Genomic DNA, 26,989 nt, shown 5'->3' with positions numbered 1-26,989 from the left:
CGCACCCCCATGCGCCGTAAACGGAGCCTTGTCCTCGCCGCGACCGCGACCGTCGCGGCCCTCACCACCGCCTGGATAGCCCTGCCGGCCTCGGCCGCCGCGCCCACCGCCACCCTGCGCACCGTCTCGGACTGGGGCAGCGGGTGGCAGGACGAGGTGACCATCGCCAACACCGGGGCGTCCGCCATGACGTCCTGGAAGGTGGAGTTCGACCTCCCGGCCGGAAGTTCGGTCGGCAGCTTCTGGGAGACGGACATGACCGCCTCCGGAACGCATCGGACGTTCACCAGCCGGTCCTGGAACGGGTCGGTCCCGGTCGGTGCGAGCGTCACGTTCGGCTTCGTCGGAACCGGCCCGCAGCCGGTGAACTGCAAGCTGAACGGTGTCCCGTGCAACGGCGTGGCGACCACTCCCACGACCATCGTGCCGACGGCGACCGTTCCCACCACCACACCCACCACGGCTCCCACCACCGTCGTGCCGTCGACCACCACGGTTCCGCCGGCGAGCGATCTGCTTCCGCTCACCGTCACCAACCGGACCGGCCGTGACCAGGACGTCTATCTGTACGTCCTGGGCGTCAACCTGAACACCGGCAAGCTCGGGTACGTCGACGCGTCGGGCGCCTTCACCCCGTGGACCGGCGGCGGGACCGTCCCGGTCCCGGCGCCGGACGTCGCCATCGCCGGCCCGGCGAACGGCGCCGCCACCACGGTCCGGGTCCCGAAGAACATCTCCGGCCGGATCTACTTCTCGCTCGGCCGCAAGCTCGACTTCCGGATCACCGCCGACGGTCTGGTCCAGCCGGCCCCGTGGGCGGGCGGCGACCCCAACCGCGACACCCTCTTCGACTGGAGCGAGTTCACCCTCGACGGCTCCGGCCTGTTCCTGAACAGCTCGCAGGTGGACATGTTCGCGATCCCGCACATCGTCACGGTCACCGGCGGCGGTGGTGGTGTCACGAGCCGGACCGGTGAGCTGGCCGGCGGCGGCCGGCAGAAGGTGATCGACGCGGTCCGGGCGAACCCCGACTTCGCCAAGAGCGTGGTGACCGCCGCGGACGGCACCGTGCTGCGGGTGCTGGCCCCCGGCAAGGCCGCCGACGCCGGGCTGATGAGCGCGTCCTATCTGGACTCCTACATCGCCGGCGCGTGGAACGCGTACACCTCGAAGACCCTGACCGTGGTGCCCTTCACCGACCGTCCGGACGTGACGTACTCGGGCCGCACCAGTGGGAACGTCATGAACTTCACCGACGCGTCCGGGCGTACCGTGGCGTCCTTCACCAAGCCCTCCACGGCGAACGTCTGGGGTTGCGACGGCGCCCTGGCCGCGCCGAACGACCAGGTGGTCGGCCCGATCGCGCGGACCCTCTGCGCCGCGCTGTGGCGGACCACGCTGGGCCGGATCGACACCCAGCCGGGCGGTTCGGCGACCGACTTCTACACCGGCGGGCCGGCCAACCCGTACGCGAAGTCGATCCACGCCAACATGGTCGACGGCAAGGCGTACGCGTTCGCCTTCGACGACGTGCTCAACCAGGAGTCGCTGGTGCACGACGGCGACCCGCGGGCGGCCGGGATCACCCTGACCCCGTTCTGACCGGGGTCACGACGTGGGCCGGTAGGCGGTCTCCGGGTCGAGCAGCGTGACCCAGGACGGCCGCCACGCCGGCCCGCGTGCCGCCATCTCCTCCTGGAGGTTGGTCCGCCACGGCCCGGAGACGCCGTCGTCGTGCCACCACGGCGGCCAGGAGTCGTAGCGGCGTTCCACCCGGACACCGGTGGCGCTGGTCTCCATCCGGAGGAAGAGCCACCGCCCGTACCGTGGATCGGACTCGGTGTGGCGCAGCGCCCGGACCAGCTCGGTGAGCCGGCGGAAGGCGGCGTACCGCTCCTCGCCGGGCCGGTCGCCCGGCGGGAGGTCGCCGGGCTGGGAGCTGAAGCTGGTGGAGTCGGCGTAGGCCAGCAGGGTGCACCGCCCGTCGCCGTGCGGCGCCCGCTCCCGCAGCCAGGAGATCAGCGTGTCCAGCTCCTCGCTGGCGGGCGGCGCCGGCCGGGGCAGCTCGGGGGAGTCCTGCATGGCCGCCCAGACGAGCCGGTCGTGCTCGCCCTTGCTGAGCCGGCGGACCCGGCGCATCGGCGGGCGCCGGCCGGGCTCGATCCGGGGAGCGGCGCTGCCCGGCACCAGCCCGGCCCGGCTGGCGACGGTCACGGCCGACGCGATGTCCGTGTCCGGGCCGGTGATCAGGGCGGCGATGTGGTCCGCGGTCACCTCGGCCCGGATCGCGGCGGCGATCAGCTCCTCGGCCGCGGCGCGGGCGCCGAGCCGGCCCAGCGCGGCCAGGGTGTGCTCGGCGGTGAGCAGCGGGGCGAGCATGTCGGTCATGCCGTCGGCGAGCCGCCCCGGGTAGCGGACCCGGGACCAGCGGCCGTTCTCGTGCCAGATCACGAAGCCGAGCCGGTCGCTCTCGGCGAGCGGGGACAGGTTGTCCCAGGGCAGCCAGTCGGGCGCGCCGGTGAGCAGGTCGACCGGCGGATCGGCCCGGGTGGTGGCGCTGTGTTCGTGGTGCCCCCAGAGGACCGCGCGACGGCCGTCCAGCAGGGCGAACCGTGCCCAGTTCCGCTCGCCCTCGGCAAAGTCGGCGCCGCGTCCGTCGATGGTCCACGGACCGGCCCGGCCGATCGCGGCACACGTCGCGCTCAGCGTCGCCCAGCGGGTCCAGAGCAGTCCGGGCGCGGGCAGATCCACGTCGGTCAGCATCTGTCCACTGTGCCAAATGCGGACGAGGGGACGACAACCCCGGTGTGCGATCCGAAGTGGACGGCCCCTCGCATCGGTCTTCTACGATGCGATCGTCATAGAGAGGGGGCTATATGCCATCGATCCGACCGCGCCTGCTCATCGCGGGCGTCCTGGCCGCCGCCGTCGCCACGACGGCGGCGGTCTCGGTGCCGGGAGCCGCGTCGGCCGCGCCCAAGTCCGCCACCACCAGCGCCGCCGAGAAGCGCCGCCTGGACCGCCTGCCCACACCGAAGCTGGGCTGGTACAAGTGCTACCAGATCGCCGAGTGCGCCACCGTGAAGGTGCCGCTCGACTACGACAAGCCCAAGGGCGCCAAGACCGAGCTGGCCGTCGTCCGCGTCAAGGCCAAGGACCAGAAGCGCAAGATCGGCAGTCTGTTCGTGAACCCGGGCGGCCCGGGCGGCTCGGCCACCCAGTTCGCGCTCTTCGCGCCGGACTTCCTGAGCGACTCGGTCCTCGAGCGCTTCGACGTCGTCGGCGTCGACCCGCGCGGCATCGGGTTCAGCGCCAACGTCAAGTGCTTCAAGTCGGTCAAGCAGCAGACCGCCGTCTTCAACAAGATGAACGTGGCCTTCCCGCTCGGGTCGGCCGAGGAGAAGCGGTACATCGCCGGCGCCAAGGCGTTCGGCAAGGCCTGCTCCACCACCGGCAAGACCCTGGCCGGCGCGATGTCCACCGCCGAGGTGGCCCGCGACATGGAGCTGATGCGCCGCGCGGTCGGTGACAAGAAGCTGACCTACCTGGGTTTCAGCTACGGCACCGCGCTCGGGCAGTACTACGCCAACCTGTTCCCGGACCGGTTCCGCGCGCTCGCCGTCGACGGCAACATCGACCCGCGGCAGTGGGTCGGCGCGGGCACGAGCGGCAACCGGATCCTGGACGCCCGGATGCACTCGGCCGAGGGCGCCAGCAAGGCGCTGCGGGAGATCCTGATCCGCTGCGACCGGGCCGGTGAGGAGTACTGCGCGTTCGCCGCCGGCGACCCGGTCGCCAACTACGCGGCCATCGCCCGGAAGCTGCGGGCCAAGCCGCTGGTCGTCACCGACGAGTTCGGCACCGTGAAGATCACCTACGCGGACTTCGTCGGCGCCAGCCTCAACTACCTCTACAGCCCGTACGCCGGGGAGATGGTCACCCAGCTGGCCGCCGAGGTCGCCGCCTTGCAGGCCGGTGGCTCGCCCGCGGCCGCCGCCGAGGTGTCGCTGCGCAAGCGGATCCAGGCCGCCAAGGAGATCGGTTACGACTTCCCGTACGACAACGGTTTCGAGGCGCAGAGCGCGGTCATCTGCACCGACGGCAAGCACCCGAAGAACGCGAACGGCTGGCCGGTCGCGACCGCTTCCCGGGACCTCCAGGCGCCGTACTTCGGCCGGATCTGGGGCTGGCTCAGCGTCCAGTGCGCGAGCGGCACCTGGACCGTGCGGGACGAGGACGCCTACCGGGGCCCGTTCAACAAGCGGACCAAGGCGACCGTCCTGGTGATCGGCAACTACTGGGACCCGGCCACCAACTACGCCGCGTCCGTGTCGTCGAGCCGGCTGCTGCCCAACTCGCGGCTGCTGACCAGCGACAACTGGGGGCACGCGGCGTACGGCACCGGCGCCTGCGTGACCGCCGCCATCGACCGTTACCTGCTGACCGGCACGGTGCCGGCCAAGGGCACGGTCTGCCGGGCCGAGCACCAGCCGTTCACCGAGAAGCTGGTGCCCGGTGAGGAGCCGGCGCCGGGCGACGAGGTGACCACCAAGTCGGCCGTGGCGCCGGGCAAGACGCTGCCGCCGGTGGTGGCCCCGAAGCCGGTCTCGGTCCTGACCGGGGGCCGCTGATCTCCGCCGCCGGGCCGGTGTTCGTGGGCGGTCCGGCGGCGCTGTGACGGACGCCGGGTCATGCGGCCCGGCGTCCGCCGTCAGTGGGCTTCCAGTCGGCGCTGTCGTGGCTGTCCGCGGTGAGCCCGGTGAACGAAGCGATCAATAGCAGGACGAAGAAGACAAGCATCACGATTCCCATACATCAAGGGTCGCGCTGTTCCGGCCGCCGGAACAGTGGCAGGAATGCCATACATCTTCAAGATGCTGCCAACCTCCGGTACCGTGGCCACATGTTGAGAAGCGTCGCTGTGATCGCGCTGCCCGAGGTGGCGGTCTTCGAGCTCGGGGTGCTCTGCGAGCTGTTCGGCTACGACCGCACCGCCGAGGGCCTGCCCGGCTACGACTTCCACGTGTGCGGGGTCGACGGCGCCCCGGTGCGGACCCACGCCGGCTTCACCATGACCCCGGAGTTCGACCTCGCCCCGGCCGAGACCGCCGACCTGGTCGCCATCGCCCCCAACGACATGCGCGAGGTGCCGTCCGAGGTGCTCGGCGTGCTGCGCCGCGCCCACGAGCGCGGCGCCTGGGTGATGAGCGTCTGCACCGGCGCGTTCACGCTCGGCGAGGCCGGCCTGCTCGACGACCGCCGCTGCACCACGCACTGGCGCCACACCGACGACCTGGCCACCCGTTACCCGCGGGCCAAGGTCGACCCGGGTGTCCTCTACGTGGTCGACGACAACATCATCACCAGCGCCGGGACGGCCGCCGCCATCGACTGCGGCATCCACCTGATCCGCGAGGAGCAGGGTTCGGCGGTGGCCGCCCAGATCGCCCGTCGCATGGTGGTGCCGCCGCACCGCGACGGCGGCCAGGCCCAGTTCATCGAGACGCCGGTGCCGCCGATCTCCTGCGAGACCCTCCAGCCGCTGCTCAGCCACGTGCTGGAGACCCTAGACCACCCGCACACCGTGGACACCCTGGCCGACCTCGTGCACATGGCCCCGCGCACCTTCGCCCGCCGCTTCCGCGCCGAGACCGGTGTCACCCCGCACGACTGGCTGACCGCACAGCGCGTGCTGCTCGCCCGCCGACTGCTGGAGGACACCGATCTCGGCATCGACGCGATCGCCGCGAAGGCCGGTTTCGGCAGCGCCCAGACGCTGCGGCACCACTTCACCCAGCGCCTGAGCACCACACCGCAGGGCTACCGGAGCACCTTCAAGACCAAGACCTAGACCCTTTCCCGGTACGCGTGACGCCGCCCCCGCCGCATTCCGGCCGTCCCGCCGGTCCCGGCGACCCGGTTGCCGGTGCGGGCGGTGCCGCCCGTTCCGGGCTCATCCGCCTGCCGCGGCCCGCCAGCCCGCCAGCGTGGTCGGCGCCAGGTGCGCGGAGGGCCCCGCCACCAGCGCGTCCACCGGAATGTCGGCGCCGAAGAACGGTGTGCCGTCGCTGGTCACCCGCTGCCCCGGGGCGGCGAGCAGGCGGCCGATCGCGTCCAGGGCGAACACCTCGGGCCCGGCCACCTCGACGGTCCCGTTCACCGGCGCCGCACCGGCCACCGCGGCCAGACGCGCCACCACATCGGACAGTGCGACCGGCTGCACCCGCACCGGCGCCAGCCGGATCTCGTCGCCGTCGGTGTTGGCCCGCATCAGCACGTCGAGGAACTCGAAGAACTGCGCCGCCCGGACGATCGTGAACGGCACCCCGCCCGCGGCGACCGCCGCCTCCTGGGCCAGTTTCGCCCGGTAGTAGGCCAGGTCCGTGGCCCGCTCCAAACCGATGATCGACAGCGTCACGTGATGCCGTACCCCGGCCTCGCGCCCGGCCGCCGTCAGGTTCTCCGAGCAGGTCCGGAAGAACGCGCCCGCATCCTCCCGATCCGGCGGATTGGTCACGTCGACGACGACGTCCGCGCCGGTGAGGGCCTCCTTCAGCCCCACACCGGTGAAGGCGTCGATCCCGGTCGACCGCGACGCCGGCACCGCCTCGTGACCCTCCTCGCGCAGCGCCTCGATCAACAGCCGCCCGGTCTGGCCGGTGCCGCCCACCACCACGATCCGCATCTCGTACTCCCTCGTTCCGGATTCGCTTCCACGGACACGACGAGACAGCCGGCCGCGATGTGACGGTCAGCGGCGGGGAAGTTCGCTCTGTGCGGCGCCGATCCAGTCGAGGGCGTACTCCAGCTCGGTGGCGGCGCCCCGGCGACGGTGTGAACGGTGGTCACGGGCCGCGGCGGCGCAGGTCTCGATCCGGCGGCGCAGGGCGGCGTACAGATAGGGGTCGTCGATCGGCGCCCGCCCGGGAGGCGTGTCCCGGTCCCACCGGCGGCGCAGCCGGCGCAGGACCGCCACCGCGACCAGCGCCGCCCAGAGCCCGGCGACCGCCACCACGGCCAGCGCGACCGGCCGGACCGCGGCCGCTCCACCCGCCCACAGCAGCCCGGCCGCCACACCGCCCCCGGCGACCGCCCCGAGCAGGACCGCGACCGGATCCGCCGGACCGGCCACCGGAAACCGCCGCGCCGCCCGCACCCGGCGCCGGGCCTGCGCGAGCCGGGCGAAGACCACCTGATCCGGCCGGTCCGCCGACCAGTCCCGGCTCTGCGCGTCGGTGATCACCGCGTCCAGGTCCCGCTCGATGTGCCGCAACCTCGGCACGACGAGCCCGGAGAACGGATCGTTGCGCGCTCGCAGCCGCCGGAGGACGCGCTCGCTCACGACAGGTCCTTCCGCAGGTCGCCGAGGTAGCGGTCCAGGCAGTCGATCGCCTGGCAGAGCAGCAGGTCGGCGTGGGCCAGCCGCCGGACCACCGGGTCGGTGCGCATGGCCCGTCGCAGGTGGGGAACCGTCCAGTGGTCCGCCCCGGCCCGCCGTAGCGCCGCCGACACGAGCCGTACCCGGGCGCGCAGGAGCTGCTCCGAAACCTCGGTGAGGGTGGCCGCGCCCGGCGCCGGGGACGGCACCGGGCCCAGCCGGCGGCGGCCCAGTGCGATGTGGACACGGCGGGCCGCCCACGGTCCGGCGGCCAGGGCGCCGAGCAGCGCCGTGCCCGGCAGCGCGAGCGCCCCGGTCACGCCGAGCCCCAGCATCCCGGCCACCGCGGCGGAGAGGACGACCACCGCGAACGTCACCGCGCTCACCGCCACCACCCACACCGGGGTGGCGACCACCCCGGCCGCCTCGACCAGGACGCCGTCGAGCGAGGTCAGCCGGGTGCACGCCGAGCGGAGCCAGACCTGACCGGCGCCGGCCGCGTCGCCGACCCCGGCCAGCCCCTCCGCGACCAGCGCGCGCACGGCGGTGAGTTCGGCATGCAGGGCGCGGCCAGACATGCTTCGAGCCTCGCATCGCGACGGCGGCCGCGCAGCTTCCGGAGTGTCGTGTTTCAGCGCGCCCGGGTCCGCAGCCAGATCACCGCGTCGTCCGCCGTGGGCACCGCGGGAGCGGCCGGTGCCGGCGGCCGGTCCACCATGAGCACCGGTACGCCCAGCTCACGGGCCGCCACCAGCTTGGCCGCCGGGCCGCCACTGTCCTTGGTGACCAGCACATCGGCACGGTGCCGGGTGAGCAGCTTCCGTTCGCCGTCGACGGTGAACGGGCCCCGGTCCAGCAGCACCTCCAGGTTTCGCGGCGTCACTCCGGTGGGTGGCTCCACCGACCGGGCCAGGAATCGGCATTCGTCCAGCCCGGCGAACGCCGCGATGCCCTGCCGCCCGGTGGTGAGGAAGACCCGCCGCCCCAGCCGGGGCAGCAGCGCGGCGGCGGCGTCCAGCGACGCGACCCGGTGCCACGCGTCGCCCGGACCGGCGGTCCAGCCCGGCCGTCGCACGACCAGCAGGGGTACGCCCACCGCCGCGCACGCCAGCACCGCGTGACCGCTCATCGTCGCCGCGAACGGATGGGTGGCGTCGACCACCACGTCGATGTCCGCGTCCCGCAGGTAGCCGGCCAGCCCGTCCACCCCGCCGAACCCACCGATCCGCAGCTCTCCGGCGGGGCGCAGCGGATCGGTGGTCCGCCCGGCCAGCGAGGTGATCACCGTGTGGTCGCCGGCGGCCAGCCCGGCCAGCCGCCGCGCCTCGGTGGTCCCGCCCAGCAGCAGGATCCTCATGACCGGCAGCGGTCCGCCGAGTACAGGTGGCTGTCCGGGAACTGCCCGGCGGTGAGGGCCGCGCCCACCACGATCACGGCGGTCCGTCGTACCCCCGCGTCTTCGACCTTGGCCGCGATGTCGGCGAGCGTGCCGCGCAGCACGACCTCGTCGGGCCGGGAGGCCCGCGCCACCACCGCGACCGGGCAGTCCGGCCCGTAGTTGCCGGTCAGCTCGGCCACCACCGCGCCGATCCGCTGCACCGCGAGGTGTAGGACCATGGTGGACCGGCTGGCGCCGAGGGTGGCCAGGTCCTCGCCGGGCGGCATGGCGGTGGCCCGTTCCGCGGTCCGGGTGAGGATCACGGTCTGCGCCACCCCGGGCACGGTGAACTCCCGGCCGAGGGTGGCGGCGGCCGCGGCGAAGGCGGGCACCCCGGGCGTCACGTCGTAGGGCACCCCGGCCGCGTCGAGGCGGCGCATCTGCTCGGCGACCGCGCTGAACACCGACGGGTCGCCGGAGTGCAGCCGGGCCACGTCGAGCCCGGCCTCGTGCGCCGTCACCATCTCGGCGACGATCTGGTCCAGGTTCAGGTCCCGGGTGTCGACCTTGCGGGCGCCCGGCGGACAGGCCTCCAGCAGCTCGGCCGGGACCAGGCTGCCCGCGTAGAGGCAGACCGGCGACGCCGCGATCAGCCGGTGGCCGCGCAGCGTGATCAGGTCGGCGGCGCCCGGGCCGGCGCCGATGAAGTGGACGGTCATCGCGTCACCGACCAGACCGTCACCGGCATGAACGACCGCCAGCCGGTGAACCCGCCGACCGGCGACCCGCGCTGCACGGTGATCCGGCTCAGCTCGCCGCCGAGTTTCGCGTACGCGGCCGCCAGCACCGCCTCCGACTCGACCGTCACCGCGTTCGCCACGAGCCGCCCGCCGGGGCGCAGCGCGGCCAGGCAACGGTCCAGTACGCCGTCGCGGGTCAATCCGCCTCCTATGAAGATCGTGTCCGGTTCCGGCAGCCCGTCGAGAGCCTCCGGGGCCCGGCCGCGCACCACCCGCAGACCGGGTACGCCGAGCGCCGCCGCGTTCGCCGTGACGGTCGCCGCCCGCTCGGCCGACGACTCGATCGCGATCGCCCGGCAGGACGGGTGCGCGCGCATCCACTCGATGCCGATGCTGCCCGATCCGGCGCCCACGTCCCACAGCAGCCGGCCCGGCGCGGGTGCCAGCGCGGCCAGCGTGACGGCCCGCACCTCACGCTTGGTGAGCTGCCCGTCGCCCTGGTAGCGATGGTCCGGCAGGCCGGGCACGATCGGCAGTTCCGGCCCGTCGCCGCACTCGACGGCGACGATGTTGAGCGGATCGCCCGCCGGCAGCGCCCAGCCGTCCGCGGCGCCGGTCGCCGCCCGCTCGCCCGGCCCACCGAGCTGCTCCAGCACGGTGACCGTCGCCGTGCCGTGGCCGCGGTCGGCGAGCAGCGCCGCGACCGCCGCCGGGGTGGCCGCGCCCGCGGAGAGCACCAGGATCCGGCGGCCGGGATTGATCAGCCGGCCGAGCGTCTCGACCGGTGCTGTGACCAGGCTCACCACGTCGACGGTGGCCAGGTCCCAGCCGAGACGGGCCGCGGCCAGCGACACCGACGACGGGTGCGGCACCACCCGGATCCGGTCCGGGCCGAGCAGACGGGCCAGTGTGGAGCCGATGCCGTGGAACATCGGGTCGCCGCTGGCCAGCACGCACACCCGCCGCCCCCGCTCCGCCCCGATCAGCCCGGGCAGGGCCGGCACCAGCGGAGACGGCCAGCGGACGCGACGTGCGGTGACGACCTCACCGGGAAGCAGATCGAGCTGCCGGGCGGCGCCGAAGATCACCTCGGCGGATGTCAGGGCGCTCCGCGCCGTACCGGAAAGCCCGGGCCACCCGCCGGCGCCGACGCCGATCACGGTGACCACGTCCTGGTGTTCCATGCCCTGAACCTAGCGCCCGGGATTTTTCCCGATCTTGTTGAGCCAACCGGGCGTGATGCGCGTACGACACGGTGACGGCTTCTGATGCGGACCGGGGCCGTCACGTCGGCCGCATGGGGTGGCAGGCGCCGCGAGACGACTGCTGAGCAGGTGAGGACGTTGACCATTCCGGCCTTCCGGGATCAGCGCGAGATCCCCGACGACGACGGGTACTTCGCCGGGCTGCGCTCCGACGACCGCCCGAGCTGGGACGACCCGTCCATGCCCCCGTGGCCGGACAGCCAGTACGCCGCCGCACCGGCCCAGCCCCAGTACGGCCAGCCCTACCCCACCCCGGACGGGTTCCGCCGCGGCGAGGTCACCGAGGTGTCGATGACCGACCCGACCGGCTGGAAGGCCGGCACCGGCGTCCCGGTCGTCGACGACCGGCCGCCCGGCGAGTCGATGAGCGGCAACCGGCTCTTCACCATCCTGCTGTTCCTCTCCGGCCTGGGCACCAGCATCGCGCTCTGGCTGTTCAACACGCGGGCCGGCGCGGTCAGCGACACCGCGAGCACGATGATCGCGGCCGGCCGGGTGACCGGGCTGATCGGCGGCTACCTGCTCTTCATCCAGCTGCTGATGATGAGCCGGGTGTCCTGGCTGGAGGAATGGGTCGGCTCCCGCGACCTGCTGCGCTGGCACCGCTGGCTGGGCACCTCGCTGCTGGCCGCGGTGGTCGCGCACATCGTCTTCATCGTCTACGGCTACGCCCTCACCGCCGGCACCGGTGTCGTCGACCAGGGCTGGACCGTGATCACCACGTTCCCCGAAATGATCAGCGCCACCATCGCCACCGGACTGCTCGTCTTCATCGCGCTGATCTCGGTCCGGTTCATCCGGAACCGGCTCAACTACGAGCTCTGGCACCTGGTCCACCTGACCAGCTACGGCGTCCTGCTGCTCGGCTACGGCCACCAGGTCGCGGCCGGCGCCGACATGAGCGGCCGGTACGCCTCGGTGTTCTGGCCGGCGCTCGGCTGCATCACCATCGCCGCCCTGTTCTGGGGCCGCATCGTCGAGCCGGTCTGGCTGAACGCGCGGCACCGGTTCACCGTGGCCGAGGTGGTCGCCGAGGGCGCCAACACGTTCTCGATCTACATCGAGGGCAAGCGGCTCGACCGGCTCCCGGTGCAGGCCGGCCAGTTCATGCGCTGGCGGTTCCTGACCGCGAACGGCTGGTGGCAGTCCCACCCGTTCTCGCTGTCGGCCGCCCCCAACTCGCAGTGGCTGCGGCTCACCGTCACCATCGCCGGCGGCCACACCCGCAAGCTGGCCACCATGAGCCCCGGCACGCCGATCTGGGCGGAGGGCCCGTTCGGGACGTTCACCGCCGAACGGCGTACCCGGCGGCGGGCCCTGCTGATCGCCGGCGGCAGCGGCATCGCCCCGATCCGCGCCCTGCTCGAGGACATGCCGCCGGACACCATCGTGATCTACCGGGCCAGCCGTCCGGACGAGCTGGTCTTCCGTACCGAGCTGGAGGAGCTGGCCGAGGAACGGGACGCCTGGGTGCGCTACATCGTCGGCGGCCGCAACGACCCCGGCCCGCGCCGGCTGTTCACCCCCGACGGCCTGCGCGGCCTGGTCCCCGACGTGAACCGCCGTGACGTCTACCTGTGCGGCCCGCCCGGGCTGGTCAACGCCGCCGTCGACACGCTCAAGCAGCTCGACGTGCCGGAGAGCCAGCTGCACCTGGACCCGTTCGAGTTCTGACCCCTATCGACTGGGAGTTTTCGCGATGCGACGTAGTACCGCAGCAGCCGTCGGCACCCTCACCGGTGCGGCCCTGATCCTCGGGGTCCGCCTGAGCGTGCAACCGCCGGCCGTCCCGGTGTCCGCCGCCGCGCCGGCCGACGCGGGCGGGGAGCCCGACGCCGAGGACGCCGCCGCCGAGTCGACCGCCGAACCCGACCCGGCCGGCACCAAGAAGCCGTCCGGCAAGAAGACCGGCGCCCCGGCGGGCGACGAGAAGGCCGGGCTCAAGTCCGGCACCTACAAGGGCAAGGCCGTCCAGAACCAGTACGGCACGATGCAGGTCACCATCAAGGTCAGCGGCGGCAAGATCACCGCGGCGGACTCGACCTTCCCGACCGACGGGTTCTCCGGCACGATCAACCCGAAGGCGGTCCAGACCCTGTCGGCGGCCACCCTCAAGGCACAGAGCGCCGACGTCGACGCCGTCTCCGGGGCCACCTTCACCAGCCAGTCCTACGTCACGTCCCTCCAGGCGGCGCTGGACAAAGCCGGGGCGTAGGGTTCGGACCGTGCGCCACGCGGAGCAGGTCATGGGTACCGTCGTCAGCATCGAACTGGCCGACGACCTGCCACCCGCCCGGCTCACCGAACTCGTCGGCGCGACGTGCGCCTGGCTGCACGAGGTCGACGCCCGGTTCAGCACGTACAAGGACGACAGCGAGGTGTGCCGGTTCCGCTCCGGCGCCCTCCGGCTCGAGGACTGCTCCGCCGACCTGCGCCACGTCCTGGACCGCTGCGCCGACCTGTGGCGCGACACCGACGGCTACTTCGACGCGTACGCGGGCGGACCCCTCGACCCGTCCGGTTACGTCAAGGGCTGGTCCGTCGAGGTGGCCTCGCAACGCCTCGCCGCCGCCGGCTCGGCCCGGCACTACATCGGCGCGGGCGGCGACATCCGGATGCGCGGCGCGGGCCCCGGCGGCCGCCCCTGGCGGGTCGGCGTCCGCCACCCCTGGGAGGCGGACAAACTCGCCTGGGTGCTCTCGCTGACCGACGGGGCGGTGGCCACCTCCGGGACGTACGAGCGTGGCGCCCACGTCTGGAACCCGGTGGCCGGACGCCCCGCCGCCGGCCTCCGCTCGGTCACCGTGGTCGGCCCCGACCTGGCCGTCGCCGACGCCTACGCGACGGCCGCCCTGGCCATGGGCGAACCGGGCCTGTCCTGGCTGGCCGAACGGGTCGCCGACGGCTACGAGTCGGCGGTGGTCACCGACGACGGGCGCGCTTTCACCTCCGCCAACCTCCCCGTCGCCGCCTGACCCGCGTTCCCCTCCCGCCGGGCGCGCGTTCGCGCGGTCCGGCGGTTTCTCCCCTGGCCCGTACCGATGAAGGGGTTTCAGGGTCTTTCCGCTCCGGGCCATGGACCGGGGGCCTGGGGCTGCGTGGCCGCCGGTCGTGTCTCGGTGCGGTGGATGCGCATGCCGCGGGCCTGGTAGTTGGCGAGGGCGGCCGGGCCGTCGAGGCTGCACGTGTTCACGCTGACGCGGCGGACCGGCGGCAGGCCGGGATGGCGTTCCGGGAGGGTCCAGGCGCGTTCGAGGGCGACCGTCAGCAGGTGGCCGCCGATGCCCTGGCCGGCGAAACGTGGCAGCAGCCCGAAATAGGCGATCTCCACCTCGGCGGGGGAGTGGCCGTCCAGCTCGGCGTACCCGGCCGGAGTGCCCCGGACCGACGCCACCCAGGTCTCCACGCCGGGCCGGTCCAGGTAGTCCTGCCACTGCTGCCAGGTCCAGGGCAACCGGTCCGACCAGAACCAGTCGCCGCCGACGGCGGTGTAGAGGTAGCGGTTGAGTTCGGGGCTGGGCACCTCGGCGCGGGTGACGGTCACCGGGGTCGCGGGCGCCTTGGCCGGGCGCAGTAGGGCAGCGTCGTCCTGTTCCAGGTACCAGGTCGTGATCTCCACGCCGCACATCATGTCCTGTCGTGTTCCGGCTGGTCAGCCCCGGATCGCGACACGCGGGGGACCCCCGGTTTGGAGGTGGTGGTGGGGTTCGGATAAAGTTCTGTCGTCGCCGGGGGAAACGCCGGAGGGCAACGCGGAAGTGGCGCAGTGGTAGCGCATCACCTTGCCAAGGTGAGGGTCGCGGGTTCGAATCCCGTCTTCCGCTCGGAGTGGCTTGCCACTGGAGGCCACCTCGGTGGAGTGGCCGAGAGGCGAGGCAACGGCCTGCAAAGCCGTGTACACGGGTTCAAATCCCGTCTCCACCTCGCAATACCAGGGCGATTGGCGCAGCGGGAGCGCGCTTCCTTGACACGGAAGAGGTCACTGGTTCGATCCCAGTATCGCCCACCAGAGTTTCAGCACGTCGACGGCCCGTCACCGATTCTTCGGTAACGGGCCGCTGTGTTTCTGGTGCTTACCTTGGGGCGCTTCGTTGCTGTGGGGTGGCTTCCCGGCGTGACTGCCGGCCGTTGGTGAGCCGGGGTGACGTGGCGGTGGACACCGCGGACGCCGCGGACGCCGGCCAGGCGATGGCCGAGCCGGCGGGCTTGGGCTACTTCGGGGACGTCGTCTTCGATCAGCCACGCGTCAGCGGGAGTCCCCCAGCGAGATCAGCAGGGTACGCAGTGTCCGGTTGAACCGTTCGGCGTCGTCGGCGTCCAGGCCCCCGAGCATGCCGCGCTGATTGCGCACATGCCCTTCGATGGTGGCGTCGACGAGGTCGCGGCCCTCGGCGGTCAGGGTCACGTGCAGGCTCCGCCGGTTTCCGGGCACCGCCTCGCGGCTGACGAGACCGCGTGCGACGAGCCGGTCGATCCGATTCGTCAGTGCCGCCGAGCCGATCATGACGCTCTCGGCCAGCTCCTTGGGGGTGAGGGGCCGGGCGCTGCGGCGCAGCGTGGCGATCACATCGAACTCCCAGGTCTCCAGGTCGTGCTCGGCGAAGTACTCCTTCAGGCGGGCGTTGACGAATCGGGACAGGCGCAGGATGCGGCCGATGGTGCCCATCGCGTCGAGGTCGAGGTCGTCACGCTGGGCGGCCCACTGGTCGAGGAAGTCGTCGGCAGCGTCGCGCATGGGGTCACCTCAAGTCTTGGAATCACGTAGTTACGTTCAGCACATTATTTCGACGTCGAAATGTTTGACGTCAAGCGGGTGCCCTACTAACTTTCGAAGGGAGATCGGCCGACGTCGAAGGGGGAGGCTGATGGGGGAACGGATGTCACGGGCCCACGCTACCGTGTCGGAGATCATCCGGTCGCGGCGCAGCATCCGCCACTACCTGCCCGATCCGGTGCCTGAGGACCTGCTCAACGACCTGATCGAGCTGGCCCTCGAGGCACCGTCGAGCTTCAACCTCCAGGCCCGGTCCATCGTCGTCGTCACGGCCGAGGCCGGTCGCGAGGCGCTCGTCGAGGCCACCGGAGGCCAGCCGCATCCACGGGAGGCACCCGTGATGCTGGTGTTCGTCGCCGAGTCCGGCGCCTGGCGTGAGGACCGCGCCGATGTCTGGGAGCAGGCGCGCCGCTGCGGAGCCTGGTCGGCGCGGTTCGCCGCGGCCTCACCGGACGACGTGCGGGCCTTCCACGAGGAGCCGCAACGACGCGGCCTGGAGCGGGAGCTGGCCGTCAAGGACGCCATGATCGCCGCGTCCTTTCTGATGATCGCCGCACACGCGGCCGGCCTGGCCACCAGCCCGATGAACGGCTGGGACGAGGCCAAGGTCAAGGCGGCTGTCGGCATCCCGTTCCGCGACGACCTGCACATCGCTCTGCTGCTGCCGCTCGGCCGTCCGGCCGAGAGCCGCCTTCATCCCGGCCGCCGGGACCGTTCCCTGACGGTCTTCCGGGAGGCGTACGGCCGGTAGGCGGCACATCCGTACAACGCGCTCCTGGCGCGACACACATGGGGGGACGGTCCACGTGACCACTGTTGACAAGCTCGTTCAGGTAGCCGGCATCATCGACGCCGCCGAGGCCGGCATGATCATCGAAGAGGGCGCCGACTGGATCGGTTTCGCCCTGCGGCTGCCGTCCGGCAAGGACGACATCGCCGAGCCGGATGCCGCGGCCATCATCAAGGGCCTGGAGCCCCCGCACGCGGGCGTGCTCATCAGCTACCTCACCGAGGCCGAAGAGATCAGCGAGTTCTGCCAGGAGCTGGGTGTCGTCGCCGTCCAGCTGCACGGCGACGTGGAGACCACGCAGCTGCGCCGGCTCAAGGAACTGCGACCCGACCTGTTCGTCCTCAAGTCCCTGGTGGTCAAGCAGGACAACGCCGACGAGCTCGTGAAACTCGTCGACGAGACGCATCCGTTCGTCGACATGTACATCACCGACACCTTCGACCCGAGGACCGGGGCCAAGGGCGCGACCGGGCTCACCCACGACTGGAACGTCTCCGCCGAGCTGGTCCGCCGTTCCCCCAAGCCGCTGATGATGGCGGGTGGGCTGAACCCGGAGAACGTCGGCGCGGCGATCCGTGCCGTCCGCCCGGCCGCGGTCGACGCCCACACCGGCCTGGAGGGCCCGGACGGGCGCAAGGACCGGGCCAAGGTCGCGAAGTTCGTCGCCGAGGCGCGCGCCGCCTTCGCGGAGATCGGCTGACATCGCGGATCGGCGTAGCCGCTCACCACACACCTTCCGAAACCGACGGGCGCCCGTGCCGGCCAGGCACGGCGCGGGCTCCCGCCTGCCCACATCCAGCTGACCGGCGACCCCGAGGAGTCCGACGTGACCACGGGCCATAACGTTCACCTTCTACCGCAGACCGATCAGCTGCGCGCCATGCACACGATCATCCGGGACAAGGACTGCAGCCGCGCGGACTTCGTCTTCTATGCGCGGCGAGTCATCCGGCTGCTGCTGGAGCACGGCCTCAACCTGCTGCCGTTCACCGAGAAGAAAGTCACCACGCCGGTCGGGGCCACCTACCCGGGGCTGGAGTTCGCCTCGAAGATCTGCGCCGTCCCGGTGATCCGGGCCGGTGAGGCGATGGAGAGCGAGCTGCGCGACGTCTGCCCCGGCATCCGCCTCGGCAAGATCCTCATCCAGCGCGACAAGCGGACCAAGCAGCCGCACCTCTACTACAAGCACCTGCCCGACGACATCGCCCAGCGGCATGTCCTGCTGCTGGAGCCGATGCTGGCCACCGCGGGATCCGCGCTCGCCGCGGTCGACGTGCTGGCCGAGGCCGGGGTACGCGAGGACCGGATCATCATGATCAATTTCTTGTCGTCGCCGGAGGGGCTGCGCCGGATCGCCGCCGAGCGGCCCCGTCTGAGAATCGTCACGAGTGCGATCGAGGACCAGCTCAACGAGCACGCTTTCATGATCCCCGGCATCGGCGACTTCGGTGACCGATTCTTCGGCACGATCGATGCGGGATCCCAGCGATGAACAGTCGACGTCTCGCGATGTCGTCCGCCGTCACCGCGATCGCCCCCGCCGTGTGGGGCTCCACCTACCTGGTCACCACCGAGTTCCTGCCGCCCGACCGGCCACTTCTCGCCTCCATGCTGCGAGCACTGCCCGCCGGCCTGGTCCTCCTGCTGATCACCCGTACCCTGCCGAAGGGCATCTGGTGGCTGCGCGCCGTGGTCCTCGGCGTGCTGAACATCGGCGCCTTCTTCTACTTCCTGTTCCTGGCCGCCTATCACCTGCCCGGCGGCGTGGCCGCGCTGGTGATGTCGGTGCAGCCGATGATCGTGCTGCTGCTCGGCTCGGCGCTGCTCCAGGACCGGATCCGGCCGGTGCACGTGGTGTCCTGCCTGCTCGGCGCCGCGGGTGTGGCCATGCTGGTGTTGCAGCCGAACGCCGGCCTCGACGGCATCGGTGTCGGCGCCGGGCTGCTCGGTGCGCTGTCGATGGCGTCCGGCATCGTCTTCACCAAGAAGTGGGGCCGCCCCGAGGGGGTGAGCCTGCTGACCTTCACCGGCTGGCAGCTCACCGTCGGTGGCCTGGTGCTGCTGCCGATCACCCTCGCCGGCGAGGACCTGCCGGACCACTTCACCGGGGAGAACATCGGCGGCTTCCTCTACCTCGGTGTCATCGGCGCGCTGCTGGCCTATGTGCTGTGGTTCCGCGGGCTCGCCCAGTTGCCCGCTCTCGCCGCTTCGTTCCTGTCGTTCGCCTCTCCGCTGTGCGCGACGGTCCTGGGTTACCTGTTCCTGGACGAGACGCTACGACCGCTCCAACTGCTCGGTGCCGCCGCGGTCATCGGAGCCGTCGTCCTCGCCCAGCCGCGTACCCCGGCGAAGACCGCCGAGACCGTGCCGCCCGCTCCAGCGACGAGTCAGGTGTAGCGCTTCACACATCTGTAACGGGGGATATCGAAATGAGCATCCAGACTTCCGCGTCCGGTGTGTCCTCGAAGCAGGCCACCCTGCGAGGACTCCTGAGTCATCAGGCTCGGCAGCGCCCGGACGACATCGCGGTCACCGCCGAGGACGGCGACCTCACCTTCCGCGAACTGACCCGGGCCGCCGACCGGCTGGGACATGTGCTGACCGGTCTCGGCGTCGCCCCCGACACCTGTGTCGGCCTCTACGCCGAGCCCTCCGCCGATCTCATCACCGCGGTGTGGGGCATCCTCACCGCCGGCGCCGCCTATCTGCCACTGTCGCCGGACTACCCTGAGGCGCGCCTGCGGTACATGATCGAGAACTCCGGCACCCGGGTCATCGTCACCCAGCCGCACCTGCGTGAGCGGTTGCGCCGCCTGGCGCCGGAGGGTACGACCGTCGTCAGCGTCACCGGCGAGGAGCCGGCCGGTGACAGGCCGGCCGCCGCGGCGAAGGGGCAGGGCGACCACCTCGCCTACGTCATCTACACCTCCGGCAGCACCGGCCGCCCCAAGGGCGTGATGATCGAGCAGCGCAGCATCGTCTCGCAGCTGCGGTGGCTCGCGAACTGCGGACATCTCGGCCCCGGGGTGTCGATCCTGCAGAAGACGCCGATGAGCTTCGACGCCGCGCAGTGGGAGATCCTGGCCTGTGCCGCCGGCGCCCGGGTGGTCGCCGGCACGCCCGGCCTGTTCCGTGACCCCGAGGCCATCATCACCATGATCCGCAAGCACCGGGTGACCGTGCTGCAGGGCGTTCCGACACTGCTCCAGGCTCTCGTCGACACCGAGATGCTCGATGCCTGCGACTCCCTCACCCACGTGTTCGCCGGTGGTGAGGCCCTGACCCGCGCCCTCGCCCAGGAGCTGTGCGCGATCCGGCCCGAGATGTCGGTGGTCAACCTCTACGGCCCCACCGAGGCGACCATCAACGCCACGTCCTACTGGGTCGACCCGCAGACGCTCGACGATTCCTTCCCCGCGATCGTCCCGGTCGGTATCCCGGTGGACAACGTCACCTGCTACATCCTCGACGAGGACCGCCGGCCGGTGGACATCGGCGAGAGCGGCGAGCTGTTCATCGGTGGCATCCAGGTGGCCCGCGGATACATCGGCCTGCCCGAGGTGACGCGACAGCGATTCCTGGTCTCGCCGTTCAACCCGACGGAACGCCTCTACCGGACCGGCGACCTCGCACAGTGGGAGCCGGACGGCACCATCCAGTTCCTCGGCCGTACCGACAACCAGGTCAAACTGCGCGGCTACCGGGTGGAGCTGGAGGAGGTCGCCTCCCGGATCGAGGAACACACCTGGGTACGCCGCGCGGCCGCGGTGGTCGTCGACGACCCCCGTACCGAGGGCCAGACGCTGCTCGCGGCCGTGGAGCTGAATGAGCGGACGGCCACGGTGATGGATCAGGGGCGCGACGACGCCGCCCACCATCAGTCGAAGTCGTCCAAGTTGCAGGTGCGGACCCAGCTGTCCAATCCGGGCCTGCGCGACGCGACGGCGCTGGCCGGCCGTCCGGTCCTCCGGCTGCCGGGTGCCGAGAGCACCACGGAGCAGCGCCAAGTGGCCTTCGCCCGCAAGACGTACCGCTTCTACGAGGGCGACGCCATGACCGCCGCCGACGTCGTCGCGCTGCTCACACCGCGTGCCCCCGAGGCCGCCGCGCCCCGGGCGGTCACCGAGCTCACGCTCGCCGAACTCGGCTCGGTGCTGCGCTGGTTCGGGCCGTTCCACAGCGAGCAGCGGCTGCTGCCCAAGTACGCCTACTCCTCACCGGGAGCCCTGTACGCCACCCAGATGTATCTGGAGATTGACGGCCTGTTCGGCCTGTCGGGCGTCTACTACCACCACCCGGTCGACCACACCCTGGTCCGGGTGGGCGACGTGGACGGCACCGGCGGCGCACCACTCAAAGTGCATCTTCTCGGCAAACGCCAGGCCATCGAGCCGGTCTACAAGAACAACATCGTCGAGGTGCTGGAGTTCGAGGCCGGGCACATGCTGGGCCTCTTCGAGGAGGTGCTGCCCCGCCACGGGCTCACCATCGTGCCCGAGGGCTACCACCCCACGGTGCGTTCGCGGCTCGACGTGGCCGCCGACGACCACTATCTCGGGACGTTCGCCGTCACCGCGTACCACGATCGGCCCACCGGCGACGAGGTCGAGCTGTTCGTACAGGCGCACGGCGACCGGGTGGCCGGCCTGCCGGCCGGGCTGTACCGCCACCACGGCGGCGGGCTGGAACGTCTGGGCGACGAGGTGGTCGAACGCCGCCATGTCATCGCCATCAACCAGGGTGTCTACGATCGATCGTCGATCGGGATCGCGGCGGTGTCCCGGGCCGGTGAGGCATGGCGGCACTACATCGTGCTCGGTACGTGCCTGCACCGCCTGCAACGCGTCCCCGGCGTGGGGCTGATGGCCTCGGGCTACTCGTCGAAGTCCGGCAACCCGCTGGCCGCCGCCCGGCGCCTGGACGACCTGCTCGCCGCCGCGGGCGCCGCCCCGGCTACCGCGTCGTACTTCTTCGTCGGTGGCCCGATCACGCCCGAACAGGCCGCGCACGAGGGCATGAACGAGGACGCCGTGCACACCAAGGGCCCGGCCGAGATGATCCGGGACGACCTCGCGCAGTTCCTGCCCGACTACATGATCCCGGCGCGGGTCCTGGTCGTGAACGAACTCCCGCTCACCGCCAACGGGAAGATCGACATCAAGGCCACCGCGCAGCTGCCGGATGTCGTCGCGGCCCGCACGCCGGCCCGCTATGTGGCGCCCGCCACCCCGACCGAACGGTGGCTCGCCGCCGAGTGGGGCCGGATGCTGAGGTACGAGCAGGTCTCCACCCAGGACGAGTTCTTCGCCTCGGGCGGCAACTCCCTGCACGCTGTGGCACTGGTCAACCGGATCAACCGGGAGTTCGGATCGGCTCTGCCGCTCCAGGTGGTCTTCGAGGCGCCGAGACTCGCCGACCTGGCCGCCCGCGTCGACGCCGGTGGCGCCGCACACCGCTCCCGGCTGGTGCCGCTGCACCGGGAACGCTCCGGCGACCCCGTGTTCGTCTGGCCGGGACTGGGCGGCTACCCGATGAACCTGCGCCTGCTCGCCCAGGGCGCCGGACTCGGCCGGCCGGTGACCGGCGTGCAGGCCCACGGCATCAACGCCGGCGAGGACCCGTACGCCACGATCCGGGAGACCGCCGCGGCCGACGTCGCGGAGATCCGCGGCATGCAGCCGTCCGGGCCGTACACGTTGTGGGGATATTCCTTCGGCGCCAGGGTCGCCTTCGAGGCCGCGTGGCAGCTGGAGCAGGCCGGCGAGAAGGTGGCGAACCTGCTGCTGATCTGCCCCGGCAATCCGCGGGTACGCGGTGCGGCGACCGGGCGCGGGGGGCGGACCGCCTCGTTCGCCGACCCGGCCTACCTCACCATCCTGTTCTCCGTCTTCGCCGGAACCGTGCACGGCGAGGTCGTGCGGGACTGCCTGCGCGAGGTCCGTGACGAGGACACCTTCGTCTCCTTCGTGCACCGCACCATGCCCGGCCTGGACGAGGCGACGATCCGCCGCATCATCCGGATCGTGGCCGAGACCTACGAGTTCGAGTACTCGTTCCACGAGCTGCGGGAGCGCCGGATCGACGCGCCGGTGACCATCTTCAAGGCCCGCGGTGACGACTACTCCTTCCTGGAGAACAGCTCCGGGTACTCCGCCCGCCCGCCCCGGGTGGTGGACCTGGACGGGGACCACTACAGCGTCCTCAAGCAGCACGGGGTCGACGAGTTGATCGCCCGGATCCGCGAGGCGACGCCGCACCCGTGACCTGCCGCCCCTTGAACGCCTCGCCCCGTGTGTTCCCCCGTGCCCACGGGGCGAGGCCCCTCCAGCGCATGAAAGGGACCGCCACCGTGCCGCACGTCAGCATCAAACACTTCACCCGCACGTTCACCGAGGCCGAGAAGGCCGACCTGGTCGCCTCGATGACCGGCGTCGTCACCCGGGTGTTCGACACCGAGCCCGGCACGGTGTCCATCGCGGTGGAGTCCGTTGATCCGGCCGAGTGGATGACCGCCGTCCACGCCCCGGACATCGCGGCCAAGCAGCACCAGCTGTGGAAGAGGCCCGACTACGGCTCCCCCCTCCCGATCGACCAGCCCGAGAACGAAGGATCCCGATGAGTTCCACCAGCTACCGCATTCCCGTCGTGTACACCGAGGAGGTACGAGAGGCCCTGCACGAGGGGCGTCCGGTCGTCGCGCTCGAATCCAACGTGATCACGCACGGCCTGCGGTTTCCGGAGAACGCGGAGACCGCGCGACGGGTCGAGAAGGCCGTACGCGACGGCGGCTCGGTACCGGCGACCATCTGCGTCGAGGACGGCGTGATCCGGGCCGGGATGACCGAGCGGGACATCGAGAACTTCGCCTCCGAGCCGGGCATCCCGAAGGTCTCCAGCCGAGACCTGCCGGTCGTGCTGGCCCGCGGCGGACGCGGCGCCACCACGGTCGCCTCCTCGCTGGTGGCCGCGGAACTCGCCGGGATCCCGTTCTTCTCCTCGGCCGGGCTCGGTGGCGTGCACCGCGGCGCGGCGACGACCATGGACATCTCCTCCGACCTGATCCAGCTGACCCGTTCCAAGGTCGCGGTGGTCTGCGCGGGCGCGAAGATGATCCTCGATCTGAAGCTGACCATGGAGTATTTGGAGACGCACTGCGTCCCGGTCATCGCCCACGGCTCCGACGACTTCCCCGCGTTCTACTGTTCGTCCAGCGGCGTACGCGCACCGCACCGCATCGACGACGAGGACATGATCGCCAAGGTCGTCGCGACCCATTGGGCGACCGGCCACCCGGGCGGCGTGGTCGTCACCACCCCGCCGCGCGCCGAGGACGCCGTCGACTCCGCCGAGGCCGAAGCCGCCATCGCGGACGCGCTCGCCCAGGCCGAGCGGGACGGTGTCGGTGGCCAGGGGCTGACCAAGTACCTCATGCACGCGGTCGACCGGGCCACCGGAGGCCGGACCGCCCAGGCCAACATGGCCGTCCTCATCTCCACGGCCGAGGTCGGGGGCCGGCTGGCCGCCGCCTACGCCCGCCACCTGTCCGATTCCTCCAGCCGGTAAGGAAGACACTCCATGACCTCCCTGTTCGACGCCGTCACGTTCGGCAAGATCGCGCTCGCCAACCGCCTCGTCATGGCTCCGATGACCCGCAACCGCGCCAAGCCCTGCGGCGGCGCCACCGATCTGATGGCCGAGTACTACGCCCAGCGCGCCTCCGCCGGCCTGATCATCACCGAGGGCACCCAGCCGTCGCAGATCGGCCAGGGCTTCATGAACACGCCCGGGCTGCACCACCCGGAGCAGGTGAAGACCTGGCGGGCCGTGACCGACGCCGTGCACGCCCGCGGCGGCCGGATCGTCGTGCAGCTGATGCACTCCGGCCGGATCGGCCACCCCTCCCTCTACGACAGCGCGCATCAGTCCGTGGCACCCTCCCCGGTGGCCGCCGCCGGGCAGTGCTTCACCCCGAACGGCCTCGCCGCCTATCCCACGCCGCGCGAGCTGACGGTCGAGGAGATCCAGCACACCGTGCGGGACTTCGCCGACGCCGCGCGCAACGCGATCGAGGCCGGCTTCGACGGCGTGCAGATCCACGCCGGCAACGGCTTCCTGCTGCACCAGTTCCTCGCCGAGAACACCAACCGGCGCACGGACGCCTACGGCGGATCCGTGGCGAACCGGATCCGATTCACCGTCGAGGTCACCGAGGCGGTCGCCGCCGCGATCGGCAACGAGCGGACCAGCGTACGGGTGTCGCCCGCCAACACCTACAACGACATCGCCGAGGGCGACACCGACGCCCTGTACGCGTCCCTGGTGCCCGCCCTGCCCGAGCTGGCCTTCCTGGAGGTCTGCGAGATCGTCAGCCGTCCGGTCACCCGTGCCGTCCGGGACCGGTGGCAGGGCAACCTGATCGTCAACCCGCACGCCACGCCGGACTCGTTCCCCGCCGCCGTCGAGTCCGCCCAGCAGGTTCTCGACGAGGGTCTCGCCGACGCGGTGTCGCTCGGCGCGCTCTTCCTCGCCAATCCGGATCTGCCGGCCCGGATCAGCGCGGGTGGCCCGTTCAACACGGCCGACGAGTCCACCTTCTACGGCGGGGACCACCGCGGTTACACCGACTACGCCGTGCTCGGCCCAGGCAGCGACCGGTGAGGCGGACCGGCACCGCGGCGGTCCGGCGGATGCTGCTGTTCACCGGCCGGGCGCATCCCGCCCTCGCCGGGCACATCGCGGCCGAACTCGGCACCGGCATCGTGCCCACGCAGGCGCGGGACTTCGCGAACGGCGAGATCTACGTACGGCACGAGGCTTCGGTACGAGGTGCCGACTGCTTCGTCGTCCAGTCGCACACCGACCCGATCAATACCTGGATCATGGAACAGCTGATCATGGTCGACGCCCTGAAGCGAGCCTCCGCACGCAGCATCACCGTCGTGGCCCCGTTCTACGGCTACTCCCGGCAGGACAAGAAGCACCGGGGCCGCGAGCCCATCTCGGCCCGGCTGGTGGCGGACCTGATGGGCGCCGCCGGAGCCGACCGGATCATCACGATCGACCTGCACACCGACCAGATCGTCGGATTCTTCGACGGTCCGGTGGACCACCTGTTCGCGATGCCGATCCTGGCCGACCACATCGCCGGGCTGGAGCCGCGCGACCGGCTCACGGTGGTCTCACCGGACGCCGGGCGCGTCCGCGTCGCCGACCGCTGGTGCGACCGGCTCGGGGTGCCCCTCGCCATCGTCCACAAGAAGCGGGACAAGGACGTCGCGCATCAGGTGAGCGTGCACGAGGTGGTGGGAGACGTGGCCGGCCGGGTGTGCGTGCTGGTGGACGACATGATCGACACTGCCGGCACGATCTGTGCGGCCGCGGAGGCGCTCTACGAGGCCGGCGCGGACGACGTCATCGTGGCCGCCACACACGGGATCCTGTCCGGGCCCGCCGTCGACCGGCTCAAGAACAGCCGGGTGAGCCGGTTCGTCTTCACCGACACCCTGCCCAGCGCCGCCGACACCGGCTTGGACAAGGTGGAGGTGCTGTCGATCGCACCGCTGATCGCCCAGGCGGTCCGGGAGATCTTCGAGAACGGCTCGGTGACGAGCCTGCTGGACGACCTGTGACCACGGCCGGCATCTGAGCGGGAGGCCGGGCGGCGGTGTTCGAGCTCCCGGCCACGCCCGGGGGGGGCGTGGCCGGGACCCGGTCACTTGGTGATCGGGGCGGTGAGGGTGCCGCTCGGGGCGACCACGACGCAGGAGATGCTGCGGTCCTGTCGCCATTCCTTGCTGTCTCGGGGGTAGAGGTAGTAGATGTCCATGTTCTCGGTCTGCGGGGTCAGGTACGGCTCGAAGGCCGCGCCGCACCGCTTGTCGCTCTCCGCCTCGACCTGGGTTCGGCCGGGGTAGGAGCCGGCCGGGAAGGTGTAGACGTGGTAGACCTCGGCCTTGTGCGGATCGGTGCAGGACACCGTCGGCAGGTCGTAGATCGCCACCGACCCGTCGAAGTCGCGGATGCAGTCGCCCGCCTTCAGCTCGGTGACCGCGACGTCGTCGATCCCGGCGGCCGTGTCCCGGCGCTCGTCGATGACCAGGAAGGCCACGAGCGCGACGGCGAAGAGGATGTGCAGGCCGGCGAAGACCAGGCCGGTGATGGCGAGCCCGCGGCCCCGCTGCGGCTGCCGCTTGATCTGCCGCAGCGCGATGATGCCGAAGACGATGCCGCCGATGGTGCCGAGGCCGAGGCCGCCGAGGATGCTGGCCAGCAGAGCGGCGATCGCGAACCCGTTGGTGCCGGGCTGCTGCGGCGGCGTGAACGGATAGCCGGGCTGGCCGGGGCCGCCCGCCGGCGGCGGACCGCCCCAGCCCGCCGGATAGGGCTGCGGCGCCGCACCGGGATAGGCCGGCGGAGCCGCGGGGGGATGGGCCGGTGGGGCCGGAGGGAACGGCGGAGAAGCAGCGGCCGGCTGCTGGAAGGGGTCGGAAGGAACGTGGTTGTGCACGGTCGCACGGTAGTTCCCACCTCAACCGTGCGGTGTCCCCTCCTGATCAAGAATCGATATCGACATCGATGTGACGGGACAGCCGGCGCACAGGGGTCTTTGAGGTAGCTCTGAGGTTGTGTTCGATGGAAAAGCGGCCGGTCACGGTTACGGTCTA

General features: G+C 71.6%; 26 protein-coding genes and 3 tRNA genes. 18 read left to right on the top strand and 11 right to left on the bottom strand.

Annotated features, from left to right (window positions below; genetic code table 11):
* The first annotated feature begins 9 nt into the window (after positions 1-9).
* Positions 10-1,602 (top strand): beta-1,3-glucanase family protein, encoded by a 1,593-nt coding sequence (locus J5X75_RS00380; protein ID WP_208465088.1) that lies wholly within the window; start codon positions 10-12, stop codon positions 1,600-1,602.
* Between the two features lie 6 nt (positions 1,603-1,608).
* On the opposite strand, the gene J5X75_RS00375 is transcribed toward J5X75_RS00380, so the two are convergent.
* Positions 1,609-2,763: a hypothetical protein gene (locus tag J5X75_RS00375; protein ID WP_208465087.1), complete on the bottom strand. Its 1,155-nt coding sequence runs from the start codon at positions 2,761-2,763 to the stop codon at positions 1,609-1,611.
* Positions 2,764-2,876: 113 nt separating this feature from the next.
* Between J5X75_RS00375 and J5X75_RS00370 the strand changes: the two genes are divergently transcribed.
* Positions 2,877-4,631 (top strand): alpha/beta hydrolase, encoded by a 1,755-nt coding sequence (locus J5X75_RS00370; protein ID WP_208465086.1) that lies wholly within the window; start codon positions 2,877-2,879, stop codon positions 4,629-4,631.
* A gap of 58 nt (positions 4,632-4,689) precedes the next feature.
* Here J5X75_RS00370 and J5X75_RS45280 read toward each other — a convergent pair whose 3' ends face one another.
* Entirely contained in the window at positions 4,690-4,812 is a 123-nt protein-coding gene (locus tag J5X75_RS45280; protein WP_274383395.1) for a hypothetical protein, read from the bottom strand.
* 91 nt (positions 4,813-4,903) lie between these two features.
* Here J5X75_RS45280 and J5X75_RS00365 point away from each other — a divergent pair, with 91 nt between their 5' ends.
* Positions 4,904-5,851 (top strand): GlxA family transcriptional regulator, encoded by a 948-nt coding sequence (locus J5X75_RS00365; protein WP_208465084.1) that lies wholly within the window; start codon positions 4,904-4,906, stop codon positions 5,849-5,851.
* Positions 5,852-5,953: 102 nt separating this feature from the next.
* Here the strand turns inward: J5X75_RS00365 and J5X75_RS00360 are convergent, their stop codons facing one another.
* From J5X75_RS00360 to cbiE, 6 genes are all read right to left on the bottom strand, one after another.
* Positions 5,954-6,685, bottom strand: coding sequence for an SDR family oxidoreductase (locus J5X75_RS00360; RefSeq protein WP_208465082.1), 732 nt, complete (start codon positions 6,683-6,685; stop codon positions 5,954-5,956).
* A gap of 66 nt (positions 6,686-6,751) precedes the next feature.
* Positions 6,752-7,342 carry a hypothetical protein gene (locus J5X75_RS00355; protein WP_208465081.1) on the bottom strand — a complete coding sequence of 197 codons (591 nt, stop codon included), beginning with the start codon at positions 7,340-7,342 and terminating at the stop codon, positions 6,752-6,754.
* Positions 7,339-7,956 carry a hypothetical protein gene (locus J5X75_RS00350; RefSeq protein ID WP_208465079.1) on the bottom strand — a complete coding sequence of 206 codons (618 nt, stop codon included), beginning with the start codon at positions 7,954-7,956 and terminating at the stop codon, positions 7,339-7,341. Before J5X75_RS00350 ends, J5X75_RS00355 begins: the two co-directional genes overlap by 4 nt.
* A gap of 53 nt (positions 7,957-8,009) precedes the next feature.
* On the bottom strand, positions 8,010-8,735 hold the full coding sequence (locus tag J5X75_RS00345; RefSeq protein ID WP_208465078.1) for a cobalt-precorrin-6A reductase: 726 nt from the start codon (positions 8,733-8,735) through the stop codon (positions 8,010-8,012).
* On the bottom strand, positions 8,732-9,475 hold the full coding sequence (cobM, locus tag J5X75_RS00340; protein ID WP_208465077.1) for a precorrin-4 C(11)-methyltransferase: 744 nt from the start codon (positions 9,473-9,475) through the stop codon (positions 8,732-8,734). The genes J5X75_RS00345 and cobM overlap by 4 nt, the downstream gene beginning before the upstream one ends.
* Entirely contained in the window at positions 9,472-10,680 is a 1,209-nt protein-coding gene (gene cbiE / locus J5X75_RS00335; RefSeq protein ID WP_208465076.1) for a precorrin-6y C5,15-methyltransferase (decarboxylating) subunit CbiE, read from the bottom strand. The genes cobM and cbiE overlap by 4 nt, the downstream gene beginning before the upstream one ends.
* Positions 10,681-10,839: 159 nt before the next feature.
* Here cbiE and J5X75_RS00330 point away from each other — a divergent pair, with 159 nt between their 5' ends.
* Genes J5X75_RS00330 through J5X75_RS00320 form a run of 3 tightly spaced genes read left to right on the top strand, consistent with a single transcriptional unit; the run spans position 10,840 to position 13,736 of the window.
* Positions 10,840-12,435 carry a ferredoxin reductase family protein gene (locus J5X75_RS00330; protein ID WP_208465075.1) on the top strand — a complete coding sequence of 532 codons (1,596 nt, stop codon included), beginning with the start codon at positions 10,840-10,842 and terminating at the stop codon, positions 12,433-12,435.
* Positions 12,436-12,460: 25 nt separating this feature from the next.
* A complete protein-coding gene (locus tag J5X75_RS00325) occupies positions 12,461-12,976 on the top strand; it encodes an FMN-binding protein (RefSeq protein WP_208465074.1) in 516 nt (171 codons plus the stop codon).
* A 31-nt stretch (positions 12,977-13,007) separates the two neighbouring features.
* Positions 13,008-13,736: an FAD:protein FMN transferase gene (locus J5X75_RS00320; protein ID WP_208465073.1), complete on the top strand. Its 729-nt coding sequence runs from the start codon at positions 13,008-13,010 to the stop codon at positions 13,734-13,736.
* Between the two features lie 77 nt (positions 13,737-13,813).
* Here the strand turns inward: J5X75_RS00320 and J5X75_RS00315 are convergent, their stop codons facing one another.
* Positions 13,814-14,389, bottom strand: coding sequence for a GNAT family N-acetyltransferase (locus J5X75_RS00315; RefSeq protein ID WP_238487142.1), 576 nt, complete (start codon positions 14,387-14,389; stop codon positions 13,814-13,816).
* Between the two features lie 124 nt (positions 14,390-14,513).
* Here J5X75_RS00315 and J5X75_RS00310 point away from each other — a divergent pair.
* The 3 genes from J5X75_RS00310 to J5X75_RS00300 all read left to right on the top strand — a co-directional run bounded on the left by J5X75_RS00310 (position 14,514) and on the right by J5X75_RS00300 (position 14,770).
* Positions 14,514-14,585: transfer RNA gene (locus tag J5X75_RS00310), tRNA-Gly, on the top strand.
* Positions 14,586-14,614: 29 nt separating this feature from the next.
* Positions 14,615-14,685: transfer RNA gene (locus J5X75_RS00305), tRNA-Cys, on the top strand.
* Between the two features lie 10 nt (positions 14,686-14,695).
* Positions 14,696-14,770, top strand: a tRNA-Val gene (locus tag J5X75_RS00300).
* A gap of 237 nt (positions 14,771-15,007) precedes the next feature.
* Here J5X75_RS00300 and J5X75_RS00295 read toward each other — a convergent pair.
* Positions 15,008-15,496 carry a MarR family winged helix-turn-helix transcriptional regulator gene (locus J5X75_RS00295; protein ID WP_208465071.1) on the bottom strand — a complete coding sequence of 163 codons (489 nt, stop codon included), beginning with the start codon at positions 15,494-15,496 and terminating at the stop codon, positions 15,008-15,010.
* A gap of 142 nt (positions 15,497-15,638) precedes the next feature.
* On the opposite strand from J5X75_RS00295, the gene J5X75_RS00290 reads away from it, so the two are divergent.
* The 9 genes from J5X75_RS00290 to J5X75_RS00250 all read left to right on the top strand — a co-directional run bounded on the left by J5X75_RS00290 (position 15,639) and on the right by J5X75_RS00250 (position 25,954).
* Positions 15,639-16,286 (top strand): nitroreductase family protein, encoded by a 648-nt coding sequence (locus tag J5X75_RS00290; protein WP_208465069.1) that lies wholly within the window; start codon positions 15,639-15,641, stop codon positions 16,284-16,286.
* Positions 16,287-16,341: 55 nt separating this feature from the next.
* Positions 16,342-17,025 (top strand): phosphoribosylanthranilate isomerase, encoded by a 684-nt coding sequence (locus tag J5X75_RS00285; RefSeq protein ID WP_208465068.1) that lies wholly within the window; start codon positions 16,342-16,344, stop codon positions 17,023-17,025.
* 126 nt (positions 17,026-17,151) lie between these two features.
* Positions 17,152-17,817, top strand: coding sequence for a uracil phosphoribosyltransferase (gene upp, locus J5X75_RS00280; RefSeq protein WP_208465067.1), 666 nt, complete (start codon positions 17,152-17,154; stop codon positions 17,815-17,817).
* Positions 17,814-18,722, top strand: coding sequence for an EamA family transporter (locus J5X75_RS00275; RefSeq protein WP_238487102.1), 909 nt, complete (start codon positions 17,814-17,816; stop codon positions 18,720-18,722). The genes upp and J5X75_RS00275 overlap by 4 nt, the downstream gene beginning before the upstream one ends.
* A 32-nt stretch (positions 18,723-18,754) precedes the next feature.
* Positions 18,755-22,588, top strand: coding sequence for a non-ribosomal peptide synthetase family protein (locus J5X75_RS00270; RefSeq protein ID WP_208465066.1), 3,834 nt, complete (start codon positions 18,755-18,757; stop codon positions 22,586-22,588).
* Positions 22,589-22,656: 68 nt separating this feature from the next.
* A complete protein-coding gene (locus J5X75_RS00265; protein ID WP_208465065.1) occupies positions 22,657-22,944 on the top strand; it encodes a tautomerase family protein in 288 nt (95 codons plus the stop codon).
* Positions 22,941-23,888 (top strand): pseudouridine-5'-phosphate glycosidase, encoded by a 948-nt coding sequence (locus tag J5X75_RS00260; protein ID WP_208465064.1) that lies wholly within the window; start codon positions 22,941-22,943, stop codon positions 23,886-23,888. Before J5X75_RS00265 ends, J5X75_RS00260 begins: the two co-directional genes overlap by 4 nt.
* 12 nt (positions 23,889-23,900) lie before the next feature.
* A complete protein-coding gene (locus J5X75_RS00255; protein WP_208465063.1) occupies positions 23,901-24,983 on the top strand; it encodes an alkene reductase in 1,083 nt (360 codons plus the stop codon).
* Positions 24,980-25,954 carry a ribose-phosphate diphosphokinase gene (locus J5X75_RS00250; RefSeq protein WP_307797874.1) on the top strand — a complete coding sequence of 325 codons (975 nt, stop codon included), beginning with the start codon at positions 24,980-24,982 and terminating at the stop codon, positions 25,952-25,954. Before J5X75_RS00255 ends, J5X75_RS00250 begins: the two co-directional genes overlap by 4 nt.
* 83 nt (positions 25,955-26,037) lie before the next feature.
* Here the strand turns inward: J5X75_RS00250 and J5X75_RS00245 are convergent, their stop codons facing one another.
* Positions 26,038-26,832: a DUF4190 domain-containing protein gene (locus tag J5X75_RS00245; RefSeq protein ID WP_208465062.1), complete on the bottom strand. Its 795-nt coding sequence runs from the start codon at positions 26,830-26,832 to the stop codon at positions 26,038-26,040.
* Between the last annotated feature and the right edge of the window lie 157 nt (positions 26,833-26,989).

Origin of the sequence: Actinoplanes flavus (assembly GCF_017592555.1) — a bacterium.
GTDB classification, from domain to species: Bacteria; Actinomycetota; Actinomycetes; order Mycobacteriales; family Micromonosporaceae; genus Actinoplanes; species Actinoplanes flavus.
Note: the sequence above shows the minus strand (reverse complement) of the source record. Positions and strands in the feature narration are given on the sequence as shown.

What these genes read in the sequence shown, in the direction of transcription:
- J5X75_RS00380 (WP_208465088.1), top strand. Translation starts at nt 10, where the DNA reads ATGCGCCGTAAACGGAGCCTTGTCCTCGCCGCGACCGCGACCGTCGCG.
- J5X75_RS00375 (WP_208465087.1), bottom strand. Translation starts at nt 2,763, where the DNA reads ATGCTGACCGACGTGGATCTGCCCGCGCCCGGACTGCTCTGGACCCGC.
- J5X75_RS00370 (WP_208465086.1), top strand. Translation starts at nt 2,877, where the DNA reads ATGCCATCGATCCGACCGCGCCTGCTCATCGCGGGCGTCCTGGCCGCC.
- J5X75_RS45280 (WP_274383395.1), bottom strand. Translation starts at nt 4,812, where the DNA reads ATGGGAATCGTGATGCTTGTCTTCTTCGTCCTGCTATTGATCGCTTCG.
- J5X75_RS00365 (WP_208465084.1), top strand. Translation starts at nt 4,904, where the DNA reads ATGTTGAGAAGCGTCGCTGTGATCGCGCTGCCCGAGGTGGCGGTCTTC.
- J5X75_RS00360 (WP_208465082.1), bottom strand. Translation starts at nt 6,685, where the DNA reads ATGCGGATCGTGGTGGTGGGCGGCACCGGCCAGACCGGGCGGCTGTTG.
- J5X75_RS00350 (WP_208465079.1), bottom strand. Translation starts at nt 7,956, where the DNA reads ATGTCTGGCCGCGCCCTGCATGCCGAACTCACCGCCGTGCGCGCGCTG.
- J5X75_RS00345 (WP_208465078.1), bottom strand. Translation starts at nt 8,735, where the DNA reads ATGAGGATCCTGCTGCTGGGCGGGACCACCGAGGCGCGGCGGCTGGCC.
- cobM (WP_208465077.1), bottom strand. Translation starts at nt 9,475, where the DNA reads ATGACCGTCCACTTCATCGGCGCCGGCCCGGGCGCCGCCGACCTGATC.
- cbiE (WP_208465076.1), bottom strand. Translation starts at nt 10,680, where the DNA reads ATGGAACACCAGGACGTGGTCACCGTGATCGGCGTCGGCGCCGGCGGG.
- J5X75_RS00325 (WP_208465074.1), top strand. Translation starts at nt 12,461, where the DNA reads ATGCGACGTAGTACCGCAGCAGCCGTCGGCACCCTCACCGGTGCGGCC.
- J5X75_RS00320 (WP_208465073.1), top strand. Translation starts at nt 13,008, where the DNA reads ATGGGTACCGTCGTCAGCATCGAACTGGCCGACGACCTGCCACCCGCC.
- J5X75_RS00315 (WP_238487142.1), bottom strand. Translation starts at nt 14,389, where the DNA reads ATGTGCGGCGTGGAGATCACGACCTGGTACCTGGAACAGGACGACGCT.
- J5X75_RS00295 (WP_208465071.1), bottom strand. Translation starts at nt 15,496, where the DNA reads ATGCGCGACGCTGCCGACGACTTCCTCGACCAGTGGGCCGCCCAGCGT.
- J5X75_RS00290 (WP_208465069.1), top strand. Translation starts at nt 15,639, where the DNA reads ATGTCACGGGCCCACGCTACCGTGTCGGAGATCATCCGGTCGCGGCGC.
- J5X75_RS00275 (WP_238487102.1), top strand. Translation starts at nt 17,814, where the DNA reads ATGAACAGTCGACGTCTCGCGATGTCGTCCGCCGTCACCGCGATCGCC.
- J5X75_RS00270 (WP_208465066.1), top strand. Translation starts at nt 18,755, where the DNA reads ATGAGCATCCAGACTTCCGCGTCCGGTGTGTCCTCGAAGCAGGCCACC.
- J5X75_RS00265 (WP_208465065.1), top strand. Translation starts at nt 22,657, where the DNA reads ATGAAAGGGACCGCCACCGTGCCGCACGTCAGCATCAAACACTTCACC.
- J5X75_RS00260 (WP_208465064.1), top strand. Translation starts at nt 22,941, where the DNA reads ATGAGTTCCACCAGCTACCGCATTCCCGTCGTGTACACCGAGGAGGTA.
- J5X75_RS00255 (WP_208465063.1), top strand. Translation starts at nt 23,901, where the DNA reads ATGACCTCCCTGTTCGACGCCGTCACGTTCGGCAAGATCGCGCTCGCC.